General features: G+C 56.0%; 10 protein-coding genes. 8 read left to right on the top strand and 2 right to left on the bottom strand.

The annotated features are described in order from the left end of the window. Positions 1-8 precede the first annotated feature (8 nt). Together AF70_RS05785 and AF70_RS05790 are read right to left on the bottom strand one after the other, a co-directional pair. On the bottom strand, positions 9-821 hold the full coding sequence (locus AF70_RS05785) for a protein-glutamate O-methyltransferase CheR (protein WP_019579053.1): 813 nt from the start codon (positions 819-821) through the stop codon (positions 9-11). Continuing rightward, entirely contained in the window at positions 821-4,312 is a 3,492-nt protein-coding gene (locus AF70_RS05790; RefSeq protein ID WP_028940540.1) for a response regulator, read from the bottom strand. Before AF70_RS05790 ends, AF70_RS05785 begins: the two co-directional genes overlap by 1 nt. 258 nt (positions 4,313-4,570) lie before the next feature. Between AF70_RS05790 and AF70_RS05795 the strand changes: the two genes are divergently transcribed. The 8 genes from AF70_RS05795 to AF70_RS05830 all read left to right on the top strand — a co-directional run bounded on the left by AF70_RS05795 (position 4,571) and on the right by AF70_RS05830 (position 16,172). Continuing rightward, entirely contained in the window at positions 4,571-4,930 is a 360-nt protein-coding gene (locus AF70_RS05795) for a response regulator (RefSeq protein ID WP_028940539.1), read from the top strand. 238 nt (positions 4,931-5,168) lie between these two features. Continuing rightward, positions 5,169-8,963 carry a hypothetical protein gene (locus AF70_RS05800; protein ID WP_155954652.1) on the top strand — a complete coding sequence of 1,265 codons (3,795 nt, stop codon included), beginning with the start codon at positions 5,169-5,171 and terminating at the stop codon, positions 8,961-8,963. A gap of 133 nt (positions 8,964-9,096) precedes the next feature. Then, positions 9,097-10,392, top strand: coding sequence for a glycosyltransferase (locus AF70_RS05805; RefSeq protein ID WP_028940537.1), 1,296 nt, complete (start codon positions 9,097-9,099; stop codon positions 10,390-10,392). Between the two features lie 143 nt (positions 10,393-10,535). After that, positions 10,536-11,402 (top strand): phospholipase, encoded by an 867-nt coding sequence (locus AF70_RS05810; protein WP_028940536.1) that lies wholly within the window; start codon positions 10,536-10,538, stop codon positions 11,400-11,402. A 190-nt stretch (positions 11,403-11,592) separates the two neighbouring features. Beyond that, positions 11,593-12,474 carry a phospholipase gene (locus AF70_RS05815; RefSeq protein ID WP_028940535.1) on the top strand — a complete coding sequence of 294 codons (882 nt, stop codon included), beginning with the start codon at positions 11,593-11,595 and terminating at the stop codon, positions 12,472-12,474. Positions 12,475-12,554: 80 nt separating this feature from the next. Next, a complete protein-coding gene (locus AF70_RS05820) occupies positions 12,555-13,460 on the top strand; it encodes an AraC family transcriptional regulator (RefSeq protein ID WP_026331663.1) in 906 nt (301 codons plus the stop codon). A 289-nt stretch (positions 13,461-13,749) separates the two neighbouring features. Next, on the top strand, positions 13,750-15,060 hold the full coding sequence (locus AF70_RS05825) for a sugar ABC transporter substrate-binding protein (RefSeq protein WP_028940534.1): 1,311 nt from the start codon (positions 13,750-13,752) through the stop codon (positions 15,058-15,060). Between the two features lie 182 nt (positions 15,061-15,242). Beyond that, positions 15,243-16,172, top strand: coding sequence for a carbohydrate ABC transporter permease (locus AF70_RS05830; protein WP_028940533.1), 930 nt, complete (start codon positions 15,243-15,245; stop codon positions 16,170-16,172).

Raw genomic sequence — 16,172 nt, forward strand, 5'->3', positions numbered from 1 at the left:
TGCACGGTTCATGATTTGCGGTAGATCCTTTCTTGTTTGATCAATGGCTCAAACTGATTGCCATAGGCCGAAAAATCCAGGGTTTCTTTACTGCCCAGCGCCAGAAAGCCCCGATGACACAAAGATTCGTGAAACAAGCCAAACGTTCGATCCTGAAGCTTTTTGTTGAAATAAATCAGTACATTACGGCACGAAATTAATTGAGTTTCGGAGAACACGCTATCGGTGGCCAGGCTGTGATCGGCGAACGTCACGTTGTCGCACAGGCTCTTGTCGAAAATCGCGTAGTCGTAGGCCGCCGTGTAGTAATCGGCGAACGAACGCTGACCACCGGCCTGCTGATAATTGTGAGTGTAGGCTCGAACATTCTGCAGGGAGAAAATCCCCTGCCTGGCTTTATCCAGCGAGCGCGGGTTGATGTCGGTGGCATAGATGATGGTGCGCTCGAGCAGGCCTTCTTCGCGCAGCAGGATCGCCATCGAATAGACCTCTTCGCCAGTGCTGCAACCGGCAATCCAGACCTTGATCGACGGCCAGGTCTTGAGCAGCGGCACCACTTCCTGACGCAGCGCCAGGAAGTGCGAAGGGTCGCGAAACATTTCGCTGACCGGAATCGTCAGCAATTGCAGCAGCTGCATGAACGCGGTTGGGTCGTGCAGGACCTTCTCTTGCAGCGCCGAGATGGTATTGCACTCGAATTGGCTTAATGCATGGTTGACCCGACGCTTGATCGACGCGCCGGAGTAATCGCGAAAATCGTAGCTGTATTTGAGGTAGATCGCTTCGATCAACAACCTCAGTTCGATTTCGCTGCGCTCCATTAGAGGCGTTCCATCTTCGGTAACCACACACGAATCAGCGAGAACAGGCGATCCAGGTCGATGGGCTTGGCCAGGTAGTCGTTGGAGCCTGCCTGCAAGCAGCGCTCCTGATCGTCCTTCATCGCCTTGGCCGTCACCGCAATGATCGGCAGCTTGCGCCAGCGCGGATCCTTGCGGATTTCCAGGGTGGCTTCGAAACCATCCATTTCCGGCATCATCACGTCCATCAGCACCAGGTCGATGTCCTCGACTTCATTTAATCGCTCAATTGCTTCACGACCGTTACGGCCAATCACCACCACCGCACCCTTCTGCTCCAGCGCACTGGTCAGGGCGAAGATATTGCGTACATCGTCATCCACCAGCAGCACTTTGCGCCCCTCGAACACCTTGTCGCGGCTGCGGGCGGTCTTGAGCATGGTCTGGCGTTCATGGGATAACCGGGATTCGACCTTGTGCAGGAAGAGTGTCACTTCATCCAGCAACCGCTCGGGTGAGCGCGCGCCCTTGATGATGATCGAGCGCGAATACTTGCGCAGTTCGGCCTCTTCGTCCCGGGTCAGGTTGCGCCCGGTATAGACGATCACCGGCGGGAACGAGCAGATATCCTCGCAGGACATGCGCTTGAGCAAGTCGTTGCCAAGCATGTCGGGTAGTTTCAGGTCGATGATCATGCAGTCGAAAATCGTGGTGCGCAGCAAATCGAGTGCATCCTGCGCCAGGCCGACGGCAGTGATTTCGATGTCCTCGTCGCCGATCAATCGGGCGATGCTGTCACGCTGCAGATCGTCGTCTTCGACCAACAATATGCGTTTGACCTTCTGGGTCAGTTTGGCTTCGAGGCGGGCAAACACCTCCTTGAGCTCCTCGCGCGTAGTCGGTTTGACCGCGTAACCGATGGCGCCCATGTGCATGGCGGCCTCGACACGGTCTTCGACCGAGATTACGTGCACGGGAATGTGCCGGGTTTCGGCGTGCTCTTTCAGGCGCTGCAACACCGTCAGCCCGGAATGATCCGGCAGGCGCATATCCAGCAGGATCGCGTCGGGGATGAATTGCCTGGCCAGGTCGTAGCCTTCATCGGCGCCGTAGGCCACCAGGCACTGATAACCCAGTTCATGGGCCAGATCGTAGAGGATGTGCGCAAAGTCCGGCTCATCTTCCACCACCAGGATGCAACGAGTGGCGAACGGCGCCTTGTAGCGATCATCATCGAAACGCGCGATTTCGACCTCGGCAATCAGCGGCACAGGCGCGGTAGCCATGATGGCTTGCGGCATGGTCACCGGCGTGGCTTTCATCGTTTCGACAGGCGTATCGCCCGGTTCGATGTAGTGCTGCGGCAACACCAGGGTGAACACACTGCCCTGCCCCGGCGTGCTGGACAGGCTGATGGAGCCACCCAGCAACGTGGCCAGATCACGAGAGATCGACAGGCCCAGGCCGGTTCCGCCGTAACGACGGTTAGTGGTGCCGTCGGCCTGACGGAAGGCTTCAAAAATGCTGTCCTGATGATCCGGCGCAATGCCGATCCCGGAATCACGGACGACAAAAGCGATGCCCTCGCCTGGCTGAGCCGCGACGATCAGGTTGACTGTGCCCTTTTCGGTGAATTTCACCGCGTTTGACAGCAGGTTCTTGATCACTTGCTCCAGGCGCTGGCGATCGGTGAACAGCATCAACGGGGCGTCAGCGCGCAATTCGACTTCAAAATCCAGTTTCTTGTCCGCGGCCAACGGCTCGAACATTCCTCGCAGGCCTTCCACCAGGCGCGCAACGCTGGTGTTCTCCGGACGCACCTCAAGCTTGCCGGCCTCAACCTTGGAAATGTCGAGAATGTCGTTGATCAGGTTGAGCAAGTCGTTACCGGCGCAGTAGATCGACTCGGCGAACTTGACCTGCTCGGCGCTGAGGTTTTCCTGCGGGTTTTCCGCCAGCAATTTCGCCAGAATCAACGAACTGTTCAGCGGCGTGCGCAGCTCGTGGGACATGTTGGCGAGGAATTCGGACTTGTACCTGCTGGCACGCTGCAACTCTTCGGCGCGGGCCTCAAGCTCAAGCTGGGCCTGATTCAGCTGACTGTTCTTCAGGTCCATGGCGTCGCGTTGCTCGGCCAGGATCTGCGCCTGTTCGGCGAGTTGGTCGTTGGTTTGTTCCAGCTCGATCTGCTGGGTTTCCAGGTGAGCCTGGGACTCCTTGAGAACCCGCGACTGCTCTTCCAGCTCTTCATTGGCGCTCTTGAGTTCTTCTTGCTGAACCTGCAACTCTTCGTTGAGTTGCTGGGTTTCGGCCAGCACTTCCTGTAAGCGCTGGCGATAGCGCGCCGCTTCGATTGAGGTGCCGATGTTACCGGCAACCAGTTCGAGCAACTCAATGTCACGATCTGTCAGCGGTCGCAGGAAACCGAGTTCGATCACCCCGTTGACGCGATCGTCATCGCTGGTCGGCACCGCCAGTACACTGCGTGGTAAACCTTCGCCCAGGCCGGAGCTGACTTTGAAGTAATCCCCCGGCACCTCATCAAGACGAATCAGGCGCGCCTGTTGCGCCACCTGGCCGACAATCCCTTCGCCATTGTAAATCTGCTGCTCAAGTGCTTCCTGTTCCCGGGAGAAACCGTAAGACGCGATGCGCTTCAGGCCACCATGCTCCTCACGGACATAAATCGCCGCGACGGCGCTGCCAAGGTATTGCGCGCAGAACTGCAGGATATTGCGCCCCAACAAATTGAGCGATAACTGCCCCAGGACTTGCTCGGCCAGTTCGGTCTGGCCGTTGCGCAACCAGGCCTGCTGCTCCAGACGCCGGGCGCTGGCCTGTTGCGCGGCGAGGTTGACGCTGTAGCTGCGGGACAGGTTGAGCAGATCCCGGCGGCCGACATAGGCCAGCAATCCGCTGATACCGGCCACGAACAACAGATAAAGGGCGATGCTCCAGATGGTGGTGCTTCGCACTTCTTCATTGCGCGTGGTACGCAACTGCTGCTCCATGTCGATCACGTCTTCGAATTGCTTGCGGATCTCATCGGTCAACCGTTTGCCGCGCCCGACCTTGATGACGCTGCGGTAATCACCGCCTGCGCGCTGCAAATCGATTATCGATTGCGCGTAATTGGCCCATTCCGTCTGCAAGGCCTGGAGCCGGTGCAAGCGGTCGGTTTGCACCGAATTGTCCGCAGTCAGTTCGAGCAAGGTATTGAGGGCGACCGTTATTCTTGGCTTGGCCGTCTCATAGGGCTCGAGAAAATGCTCGTCGCCACTGAGCAGGAAACCGCGCATACCGGTTTCCAGATCGACGGTCAGTTTTACCGCTTCATTGGCATTATTGATCACCCGGTCCGAGTGCTGGACCCACTGGATCACCGACAGCAGATAGGTGATCAGCAAGACAAAGAACGCCGCGCTGATGACACCGACACCCAACGGCAGGCTGACGTTGCGGCTCAGGAGTTTACGGAATCGTTGCTCATCAACCGCAGGCGCAGAGGTCATGGGAAGCCTTGTCGAACTGTTGAAAGCCATCGAGTCTGCCCCAAATCGGCCGAGGGGATCCATTTTTCTGACACGTTTTTCGGCAATATCCTGCATTTCACTGCTCCGGCGCAAAGGAGCGGTTATTCTTCGCGGCTCTTGTGCGGCTATTGTTCTTTGTAACGCCTCGGGAACTTGTCGTGATCCGTCACTTACTCATGCAAGAGCCCAGCGATTTCGATCGACGCTATCGCAAATCCAACCTTTGAGAGCCCCACTATGTCCACCAAAACATCCACCATCCTGGTCGTCGAAGACGATGCCATCGTGCGCACGCTGATCGTCGATGTGCTGGAGGAACTGGAATACCGGGTACTTGAGGCCGATGGCTGCGAAGAGGCACTGGATTTCATCAACGATGAGGACCAGCACATCGACTTGCTGATGACCGATGTGGGGCTGCCGGTCATGGACGGCCGGGAATTGGCGAAACAGGCACGCATGCTGCGCCCCGGGTTGCCGATTCTGTTCGCCAGCGGTTATGCCGAAAGCATCGAAGTGCCTGACGGCATGCACGTGATCGGCAAGCCGTTTTCCATTGACCAGTTGCGCGACAAGGTCAAGAACATATTGCCCTGACTGGGCCGTCGGGGTGAAAGCCCCGCATCGCGATGAACGGGTCAAGTAATTGCGTATTTTGAAATGCTAGCGAGCCCGTCTTCATCGCGGCAAGTTGCTCTTTAAATCCGAGCCGACACATTAAATAAACAAGTAGCACTACCCATTTATTAATCGCCGAAGTTACGCTTGTCGAGCGCCAAAACAATAACATTTTACGCCTGGCGCATCCCTACGACGATTAATTAAATGGATGTTTATGAGCCACGCCTCGGTGTACCCTCCGATTGAAAACGCACAACAACTAAAAGCCACGCAAGCAGAACGAGAAGACTTTGTCCGCGCCTTGGTGCATTACATAAAAGGAATGGAAAGCACGCAAGAGATTGATCTTTCAACATTCTATATTTCGCATCGCCCGAATTCCTTGTTTGATGAAATCTATGGTCCTGCAAAAGAACTACTGGAAAGCACCACCCTTAGTCCTGACTTTATAGCGTCACATGAGGCCTGGAGTGCCTCGGACATGTTGCCGCCATTGCGAGTGGATATCGAGGGTAACCTCTACGCCGGCTCGCAGGGGGGCTGGCATAACTTGATGGAAGACATCAAGTATTTCTCGAAACTCCAGCAGACTTTATCAATGATTGGTGAGATCGCCCTTCACGCGGGCGGGTATATCTATTTCGCTCACGACATCAGTGTTGAACAATGGCTGCGCTTTAATCAGTTGACGGTTCCGACGACGGTTGCCGAGGCCGGAAACCTGATTGACTTCCTGTCCCTGGACTTGCCCGCGGGCCCACCGATCGGCAACTGTTGGCAAGCCGTCTCCGGGCATGAGAACTCGCCTTTTGTACTGAGCAAGACTGAGCGTGGTGAGGTGGCGCGCCTCACTCTGCAAGCGTTCACGCGCCCCCAGCAAATGCTGGAGGAGCTCGCACGCCCTGTCATCGGCAACAGAACCAGTGACGAAGTGCAAGCCGGCGCGGATTACTTGCTGGACCAGATTCTGGAGACATCAACAGCGATCGAGTGGGCCAAAGAGTACCTCAACGTTACAGGCTGGTACGGCGCGCACGAAGACCAGGAAACCCCCAAGGAGCATCTTCAATCGCTACTGGTGGCCGCCATCATACTTGCCATCGACCCATTGGCAGACATCACAGGTAGTGAGGTCGCCGGCTACGAGCTTTATCAGCCCAGCAACGTCGATCGCAGTCCCGAGGCAGTCCGGGAGGATCTAGACCGGCACCTGGTGGGGCTGGGCCGCGATTCGGGAGTGGCCACCCCGCTTGCCACGTTCATCTTGCTGGCGGGAATTGCGCCGGAATTTCTGGTCCGAGGCCTGCCCACATCGATACGACTTGGAACACCGGCCTGGGTTGCGCTCACGCAGGCGGTTGCCTTGGCCGAGGCCTATGACCCGGGATCCTCGCGGCTGATGTCCTACGCTGAACTCCTGAAGTTTTCGGCGTTGGAGCCCGTGACCCCGGAACTGGAACTGCTGCACAACGCCTCTACGATCAAGCCCGTCATTAATTGGGCGACCATGAACAAGGTCATCTCCCCTGATGCACACGGCCAGTACGACAAGCCGTCCCTGATCGTCGCGATCGATGCCTATCAACAACATATCAATCGTTTTGACCAAGTCATTCACTCGCTCACCACCCCACTTCCCTCCCGACGAAACATTGCACTTGCTCAATTGCAGAAGGCGTACCCGAACTGCCGTTTTCTGGAGACGGTGAATCTGACCAAGACCGGCCGGGGCTTTAACCCGGGTCGCGGGTCGAGGTTGAAAATGTCCGTCGTTGATTTGCACATGTCTGATGACCTGGTCACTCTGGACTGGAATAACGCCAATGACATCTACCCGGAACTTCCCGACATTGAACATCTGACGCCGGCAAGCGAATTGTATGAGGTTGCCTTCGATGCCTACCACCAGAACCTGGAAGCAGGCATTCTCACTAATATAAAACTCGCCCTGTCACAGCTACCGGCACTGGACCGCACTGCACTTCAAATGGGGGAAATCAGTGTTTATACCGTTCGCAAATCAGTGGCGCGTCCCTACACCACACCGGTCAGTAACATCGGTCTTATTGGTGCCGGCATTCAACCGACCCACTACAAGGAAACCCAACAGGATAAAGACGCAGCAACTTGCCGTTACGCGGTGATCATCACCGCATCTTACCAAGGGGAAGTTGACTGCTATGAGCTCTTCACCCTGCGTGGTGAATGTCGAAAGAACAACGCCTTGGGCCGATTGATTGTCAGTTCTGGAAAGATCAATTCACCGGCCAGGGTGGACTTCACCGGGAACATCACCGAGCCAACACCGGCGGTGAGCCCATTTCAGATGCCCATTGATTTTCTCGCTTACAGCCAGGGCTTTGAACCACGCGAGGGTATCTCGAGCAGCGCCGTGATCGAAAAACTCGGCATGATTGCCGCCCCCCTGTCGGGGGCCCCGTCGATCGGTAGTCATTACCAGAGCTTTCTCAATGAGCAACTGGAAAAACTGGCCCTTTTCATCGTCCAGCACCGCCCCTTCGCGAGCTATGAAGAACTCAAGCACAATGGTGAAGGACGAACCGCACTGGAGCTGGAGCGAGACAAAGCAGAGAAAATCGAGACTTTCATCATTGATTTGGTCGTGCCGTTCAAAAAATGCATTGAAGACCTGTCATCAGACAGCAGCACCACCCGGGCCGAAGGCGCTGTCGGCTGCATACTCGATGGCCTGGCGGTGGTCGGCTCGATAATCGGCCTCAGCGCAAAACTCACCAGTGCCGCCTCGAAAGCGACCTCATTTGCGTCAAGGTCCGCCCAACTCGGCAAACTCACCTCACGCCTGGCGGTTTCACTCTTGAACCCGCTGGATGGCGCACCTGATTTGCTCTTCAGCGGTGCACACCTGATCAAGAAAGGCGCATTGCAATTCAGTAAACACAGTCTGGCGGCCATCGAGGCGGCGACATTTCAAGTCCGCCGACTCACGGGCAGCGCGCAAACCTATGACTTGCTCAAAGCAGCCAATCGCACAGACATCCTGCAGGGCTCCTGGAAAAAACTGGGCGATACAGGCGAGCCTGCCCATCTGTTGATTGTCGAAAAACGCGGAGACTGGTACGCCCTCAACGTAAAAACGGGCTCGCCATGGGGGGCGCCACTGAGAAACCTGAAATTGACGGACTTCATTCCCGTTCGTGGATGGCATCGACTGCTGCCGAAAAATTACAGCCGCGCGATCATCAAGAATGCTCTGCCTGTTGCGCGAAATAAAGTCAGCAATGCGATAGAGGTATTAGCCAGTCGCCTTCACGACACTGACAGGAAATTCGTCTACCGGACATTTTTCGGTGACGATTCGTCCGCAATTGCCGAACGATACCTGGACGATCTTCTGTTGATCAAAGATGACCTTGATGCGATCAAGACCACCAATTTCACCATCGAGGCCAGCACCCAAAAATCGGTCATAGGCGGGTTATACCCTGGCAAGTATCGAAGCTGGCAAGCCGCGTCCAAGGCCGACGCCCCCCTTGAAGAGTTCATCGTATTTTATGCAGACCACCTGAACGATTTTTACCGCAGCGTTAAGTATGACAACAGTGCAATCGCCGACGTGTTGATCCATGAGATGTCCCATGGAGGTCCCGACACTCTGGACTTCTTCTACGCACAAAAATCGCAAAAACATGCCTTGAAGTCGGGTGAAGTGGACGTAGCCGAGTTGTTGAATCTGGCCAAAGGTCGCACGCACATCGACCTTTCCAGCAAGCTGGCAGGTGCCGATGCCCCCATATTGCTGGATCCTCCGGCATTCATTCCTTCAGAGCTTTTCCATACGGCGCCTGCTTTGCTCAACGCCGACTCCCAGTCAATGGTGACGTCACTGTTGAGCCAGTTGAAGACCAACGCCCCGGCGTTCTACGACAACCTGTCGGCGTTGCGCCGTGCGTTAAAAAATGCCGGTTCAGGCCGGGTCATCGACCCTGTTCGAATCAACTTGGGAAAATCCTCGCAACTGTTGTCGTGACGTAGTGAGGCGGTGTGATCGCGAGCACTGTCCCTGGCGCAGGATCGCGGACGGAAAAGCACTGCGGGCTGTGGTTTAATTACGGCCTTCATCTTCTCCCCCGCCCTTTACCCGCCTCAAGGAACGCCCTTACATGATCCAGCCCCACGCAACCAAAGTCCTTGTCATTGGTTACGTCTGGCCCGAGCCCCGTTCTTCGGCGGCCAGCGGGCATGTGATGCAAATCCTCGATACGTTCTTGCAGCAAGGCTGGGACATCACCTTCAGCAGTCCGGCTGGAACCGGTGAGCATCGTGCTGACCTGACCGCGCTGGGCATCCGCGAAGTGCCGATCGAATTGAACAACAGCAGCTTCGATGCGTTTATCAGTGAACTCGCACCGGATATTGTCCTGTTCGACCAGTTCATGATGGAAGAACAGTTCGGTTGGCGAGTCGAAAAACACTGCCCCAACGCCTTGCGCGTGCTTGAGACCTCTGACCTGCAAAGCCTTCGTCATGCACGGCATCAACGGCTCAAGGATCGCTTGAAGGCCAGTGACGACAACAATGATTTCAGCGACTTGTTCGCGCCGGCGTTGCGCGAAGAATTCGAACTGATGGCTGACACCGATCTCGCCAAACGGGAGATTGCTGCGCTGTACCGTTGCGACTTGAACCTGATGATCTCTAAAGTGGAGATCGAATTGCTGGTCGAGCAGTTCAAGCTACCGCGCAACTTGCTGCACTGGTGTCCGCTGATGGTCGAGCCTGCGTGCGTACCGCCGACAGCCTTTGAAGATCGGGCGCACTTTCTCAGCATCGGCAATTTTCGACATGCGCCCAACTGGGATGCGGTGCTCTGGATGAAAACAACCATCTGGCCGTTGATCCGCGAGCAACTGCCTGCGGCTCAGTTGCATATCTACGGTGCTTACACGCCCCCCAAAGCTACCGCGCTGCATAACCCGGCCCAGGGTTTTCATGTCATGAACTGGGCAGAAGATGCTTTGCAAGTGATGTCGGCGGCACGCATTTGTCTGGCGCCTCTGCGTTTCGGTGCCGGTATTAAAGGCAAGATTGTCGACGCCATGCTGTGCGGCACGCCCACGGTTACAACGCCTATCGGTGCCGAAGCGATGCACGGCGAACATCCGTGGCCTGGGGCCGTTGCTCGCACGGCACGGGAAGTGGCTGACTGTGCGGTGCGGCTGTACAAGAATGAAGCGCTTTGGGCACAGGCCCAATCCCACGGACAGAGGTTGCTGGCCGATCGATATAAAACGTCGGAACATGGCCCGGCATTGATCAAGAAGTTGTTGCACTGCCAACAGCACTTGCCTCAACTTAGACGCGATAATTTTACCGGCAGTATGTTGCGCCACCACCACCATAAAAGTACGCAATACATGGCGCAATGGATCGAGGCAAAAAACCGAAATCTCACTTAAGTCACGAAACCAACCACACATATTTTGCATTATCACAATTGTTGATCACCTCTACTTTCCTATTTATAAATCGTTGATCGAAGTGAAAAACATAAAATTCGATCAACCGATAACACCTATAAAACAATGCAAGGATGCATTAAATGGATAACGTTATTCAGAACAACTACGCATTTAGAAACTGGATGGCCGCCACGCCGGCGATTGATACTTTGTCGCTCGCCGAATTGACACTGCCAGGCACCCATAACGCCGGCAGCGACTGGAAGGCATCCTGGCCGCTGATCCCGGGCGCCCATTGGCTGGCGTGTCAGCACGAATCGTTTTACTCGCAACTGCGCCACGGCTCCCGAGTGCTTGACATCCGTTTGACGTATGACGCCAGTGCGCCGGGGCTTGGCAAGTTCTGCATTCATCACAACGGCTACCGTAACGGCCGCACGCTTGGACACCTTGTCAGTGACGTAGAAGCATTTCTGCAAGAAAATCCCAATGAATTCATCATCCTGGACTTTCATGAGTTGAATGGGGATACCTTTGATTACGCTTACTTCAATAAGATGATGGTCCACTTCCTTGGGCGTCGCTTGATTCCCAACCAAAATCGCTCGTTGAGCCTCGGCCAACTCAAACGCCTCAGCGACAGCCAACGCGTTGTGGTTGCTGCGCCTTGGCACTGGGCAATTGACAAGAACGTGTTCATCCAGCAAATCGAGCACAAATGGTCTGGCAACGGCATCACCAGTGCCGCCGAGTTGGAGCAGTACATTATAAAAGTGCTGAAATATCCGCCAGGTTCATGGGCACCATGGTCCCTGTCCGCGACCAGTTATAGCGCTCTCGGCGGTCCGGTAGATATTCACGATGAGCTTAATTCGTGGTTTGATCCGAATAATAGCGACTGGGCAACACGGTGCAACATTATCAACGTCGACTTCATTGAAGAAAGCAACATCGTTTCATATTGCCTGACCGCGAACCTGAGTAAAACGGCCAAGCGCGCCAACTAGCGCTGTGCCATTTAAGGGTTATTTCTTATGCAAGTATTTCCGTGACTGGCAATGCTGTTGCGCACTTCTATGCTGGGTCATGAAAGCCTTTCTACGCAGGCGTAGTAATAGAGGTATGGCACGCAGCCACACCCGAAACATGGACCTCGTCCCCTCCATGGAGGGGACGAGTCTACGACAAGGAACTGTCATGACCCATAACGCAGTAATCACGCTGGACAAACAAAAGTGGATGAGTAATGCCCTCGACATCGATCGTATAAAACTGACTGATGTTGTCTGGCCCGGCGCCCATAATGCCGGCATGGATAAACAGGCGCCTAATTATGAGGTGGTCGTCGGCAACTGGACGACGTGTCAAAACGGTTCATTTACATGGCAATTGTCCAATGGCGCACGGGCATTCGATATCCGCTTGGGCTACACCGAGGGGGCTGATCAGTCGATTTTCTATTTCCATCACAATGGCTACCAATCCCATCGAGTCCTCGATGAGCTGATCAGCGCAATATTATCTTTCCTGGGTCGCAACCCGGACGAATTTGTGGTTTTCGACTTTCATGAACTAGGGGACGGCAACAAGCCCTTTGACTATCAGAAACTCAATGCTCTTCTGGTGAGTCAACTCGGACAGCGGGCCATACCACCCGGTGACGCCACAAAAACGATCGGCGAACTAAAGCGTATCAGTGCTCGTCGCAGGGTAGTGTTGGCGGCGCCTGCACGGCGGGAGCTCGATGAGGACTACTTCTGGCCGCGCATCACACACAAGTGGGCCGGCAGACGCTTCACCAATAGCGATGATCTGAAAACCCATATTTCCAATACACTCAAAGACGCGCCTTACGAAACATTTTTATGGTCGTTATCAGCCACCAGCTACGCGTTTCTGGGAGGGCCTCAAGATATCAAAAACCATATCAATGACTGGTTCAATCCCACCCGGGACTGGGTGACGCGCTGCAGCATCATCAATACCGACTTTTTCGACGAATCCGAAATCGTTCGTTACTGCTGGAGTGCCACCAGCATGAAAGCGGTATACGGTGATGCCTTGCATGCCCCCGTCTGAGCACAGTCGCGTTGCAAGCTGGCCTTAGGCGTCCCGAAAGAGGCATGATCAAGGGGCGATAACAATAAAAGCACCCTGACATGACCCGAACAGCCAGAGTCACCGATCCTTCCTATGAATTGATGGACGACCACAACGGGTTGTCCATCATCTATCGCCAGCACGGATTCCCCTGCCCCCTGGTGCGCTGGCATTTCCACAAGGAATACGAACTGCACCTGATCGTCGCCAGCTCCGGCAAGGTGTTCATTGGTGACTACATTGGTAACTTCTACCCGGAAACACTGTTCCTGACCGGCCCCAACCTGCCCCACAACTGGATCAGCCAGGTGGCCGAAGACGAAGTGGTGCCCGAGCGCGACATGCTGGTCAACTTCACTGACGAGCTGTTTGAAAGCGGCCATCAGGTGTTCGCCGAACTCAAGACAATTGCGCCCTTGCTGGAGCGCGCGCAGTACGGCATCGAGTTTCGCTGCAAGCGCACCATCCGCCAGGCCATGACCTTGATGCAGCGCATCGCCGACACCCAAGGCATGACCCGGCTCGGGCATTTTTTCATTCTGCTGGAGTTGCTGGCGACGTCCGATGACTACCAGTTGCTGTCCGGTGCCACGACGCCGCAATTGGCCGATGAACACAATATCGACCGTACCAACCGCGCGGTGGATTACATCTTTGCCCATTACGCCAAGGATTTAACGCTGGAAGAGGTGGCCGAGCATCTGGGTCTGAAGCCGACCTACTTCAGCCGAGTGTTCAAACAGGCCACCGGACGCTGCTTCATCGAGTTCGTCAATCGCCTGCGCATCAGCAAATCCTGCGAGCTGCTGGCCGATGGCGACAAAACGGTGACCGATGTGTGTTTCGAGTCGGGCTTCAATAATATTTCCAACTTCAACCGGCGTTTTCAGCAGCTCAAGGGCATGACGCCGTCGCACTATCGGCGGCTGGCGGTGCAGCGGTTGACTGAGCAAAACCTCGGCTGAATTTTAGATCGCCTTCGCGGGCAAGCCTCGCTTCTGCAGGAGCGAGGTTTGCCCGCGAAGAGGCCGATGAAACCTGTACAAATTCAATGACCGCTCGCCTCTGCAAAGCCTGTCCTTGCATCTCCCCCGCCAAAGCCCAGTGCAAAAAAGTATCGATCACAGTGCGATGGATGATTTGTCAGCCCGTCAATTGAAGGCTGTAATCGCTGCACATTCTTCCCTGCGCAGGAAGACACAAAAACAATAACTGTCCTTCTGTAACCCCCTGGGTGCAGAAAAGGAGTGCACGATGCAACCTTCTGTAAAAGCTCTGCTTGCCCTCACCTGCATGACCCTCAGCAGCGTCAGCCTCGGCGCTCAGACCCTGACCATCGCCACCGTCAACAACAGCGACATGATCCGCATGCAAAAGCTCTCGAAAACCTTCGAGGCCGAGCATCCGGACATCAAACTCAATTGGGTGGTGCTTGAAGAAAACGTCCTGCGCCAACGCCTGACCACCGACATCGCGACCCAGGGCGGACAGTTTGATGTGTTGACCATCGGCATGTACGAAGCCGCACTCTGGGGCGCCAAGGGTTGGTTGGAACCGATGAAGGACTTGCCGGCCAACTACGCCCTCGACGACGTTTTCCCTTCGGTGCGTGAAGGTCTTTCGGTCAAGGGCTCGCTCTATGCCCTGCCGTTCTACGCTGAAAGCTCCATCACCTATTACCGCACCGACCTGTTCAAGGACGCCGGGCTGACCATGCCGGAACGCCCGACCTGGGAACAGATCGGCGAATTCGCCAGCAAACTCACCCATAAAGACAAAGAACAGTACGGCATCTGCCTGCGCGGCAAGGCTGGCTGGGGCGAAAACATGGCGCTGATCACCACTGTCGCCAACGCCTATGGTGCTCGCTGGTTCGATGAGAAATGGCAGCCGGAATTCACCGGTCCTGAGTGGAAAAATGCGCTGAATTTCTACGTCGACACCATGAAAAAGTCCGGCCCGCCCGGCGCGTCGAGCAACGGCTTCAACGAGAACCTGGCGCTGTTCAACAGCGGCAAGTGCGCGATCTGGGTCGATGCCAGTGTGGCCGGCTCGTTCGTGACCGACAAAACCCAGAGCAAAGTCAGCGACCACGTGGGCTTTACTTACGCACCGCATCAGGTCACCGACAAAGGTTCGGCCTGGCTGTATTCGTGGGCACTGGCTATCCCCACCAGTTCCAAGGCCAAGGAAGCGGCGAAAACCTTCAGCGCCTGGGCCACGTCCAAGGAGTACGGAGCCCTGGTCGCGGAAAAAGACGGCATCGCCAACGTGCCACCAGGCACTCGCGCCTCGACCTACACCGAGGCTTACATGAATGCCGCGCCGTTCGCCAAGGTGACGCTGGAATCGCTGAAAGCCGCGGACCCGAGCCAACCGTCGCAAAAGCCTGTGCCCTACATAGGTATCCAGCTGGTGACCATTCCAGAATTCCAGGCCGTGGGCACTCAGGTCGGCAAGCTGTTCTCGGCCGCGTTGATCGGCCAGACCACAGTCGACCAGGCCCTGACCGCCGCCCAGTCAACCACCGAACGTGAGATGAAGCGCGCCGGTTATCCCAAATAACCCCGCGCACTTGTAGGAGCGAGGCTTGTGTGGCGAGGGGGCTTGCCCCCGTTGGGTCGCGAAGCGGCCCCAAAAACACTTTGCGACTGCTTCGCAGCCGAACGGGGGCAAGCCCCCTCGCCACACAGCCTCGCCCCTACAGTTGATCTTCATTTGTCTGTTCCCAATCGGTTCTGATCGCCATGAATACTTCAACCACTGTCAAAGCTCACATGGACATCCCCCAGCCGGTGCGTAAAAGCCGGTTGAGCAACCCCGGCTGGTTTCTGGTCAGCCCCTCGGTGGCGTTGCTGCTGCTGTGGATGATCGTGCCGTTGGGCATGACCGTTTACTTTTCGATGATCCGCTACAACCTGCTCTACCCCGGCGAAAACGAATTCGTGGGGCTGGAGAACTTCAGCTACTTCCTGAGCGATTCGGGTTTCCTGCCCGGCGCCACCAATACCCTGTTGCTGGTGGGCAGTGTGTTGCTGATCAGCGTGGTGTTCGGCGTGTTGATCAGCGCGTTGCTGGAGGCCAGTGAGTTTCTCGGTCGCGGCATCGTGCGGGTGATGTTGATCTCGCCGTTCTTCATCATGCCCACCGTCGGTGCGCTGATCTGGAAGAACCTGATCTTTCACCCGGTCTCGGGGATTCTCGCCTACATCTGGAAGCTGTTTGGCGCGCAGCCGGTGGACTGGCTGGCGCACTACCCGCTGCTGTCGATCATCATCATTGTGTCCTGGCAATGGTTGCCCTTCGCGATCCTGATCCTGATGACCGCCATGCAGTCCCTCGACCAGGAACAAAAGGAAGCAGCGCGCCTGGACGGTGCCGGCCCGATCGCGATTTTCTGGCACCTGACTTTGCCGCACCTGGCCCGGCCGATTGCGGTGGTGGTGATGATCGAAACCATCTTCCTGCTGTCGGTGTTCGCCGAAATCTTCACCACCACCAATGGTGGCCCCGGCTACGCCTCGACCAACCTCGCCTACCTGATCTACAACCAGGCGCTGGTGCAGTTCGACGTCGGCATGGCCTCCGCCGGTGGCTTGATCGCGGTGGTGATTGCCAACATCGCGGCCATTGTGCTGGTGCGCATGATCGGCAAAAACCTGACAGACAAAGCCTGA

Source organism: Pseudomonas sp. KD5, assembly GCF_012932895.1.
Classification (GTDB): domain Bacteria; phylum Pseudomonadota; class Gammaproteobacteria; order Pseudomonadales; family Pseudomonadaceae; genus Aquipseudomonas.

What these genes read in the sequence shown, in the direction of transcription:
- AF70_RS05785 (WP_019579053.1), bottom strand. Translation starts at nt 821, where the DNA reads ATGGAGCGCAGCGAAATCGAACTGAGGTTGTTGATCGAAGCGATCTAC.
- AF70_RS05790 (WP_028940540.1), bottom strand. Translation starts at nt 4,312, where the DNA reads ATGACCTCTGCGCCTGCGGTTGATGAGCAACGATTCCGTAAACTCCTG.
- AF70_RS05795 (WP_028940539.1), top strand. Translation starts at nt 4,571, where the DNA reads ATGTCCACCAAAACATCCACCATCCTGGTCGTCGAAGACGATGCCATC.
- AF70_RS05800 (WP_155954652.1), top strand. Translation starts at nt 5,169, where the DNA reads ATGAGCCACGCCTCGGTGTACCCTCCGATTGAAAACGCACAACAACTA.
- AF70_RS05805 (WP_028940537.1), top strand. Translation starts at nt 9,097, where the DNA reads ATGATCCAGCCCCACGCAACCAAAGTCCTTGTCATTGGTTACGTCTGG.
- AF70_RS05810 (WP_028940536.1), top strand. Translation starts at nt 10,536, where the DNA reads ATGGATAACGTTATTCAGAACAACTACGCATTTAGAAACTGGATGGCC.
- AF70_RS05815 (WP_028940535.1), top strand. Translation starts at nt 11,593, where the DNA reads ATGACCCATAACGCAGTAATCACGCTGGACAAACAAAAGTGGATGAGT.
- AF70_RS05820 (WP_026331663.1), top strand. Translation starts at nt 12,555, where the DNA reads ATGACCCGAACAGCCAGAGTCACCGATCCTTCCTATGAATTGATGGAC.
- AF70_RS05825 (WP_028940534.1), top strand. Translation starts at nt 13,750, where the DNA reads ATGCAACCTTCTGTAAAAGCTCTGCTTGCCCTCACCTGCATGACCCTC.
- AF70_RS05830 (WP_028940533.1), top strand. Translation starts at nt 15,243, where the DNA reads ATGAATACTTCAACCACTGTCAAAGCTCACATGGACATCCCCCAGCCG.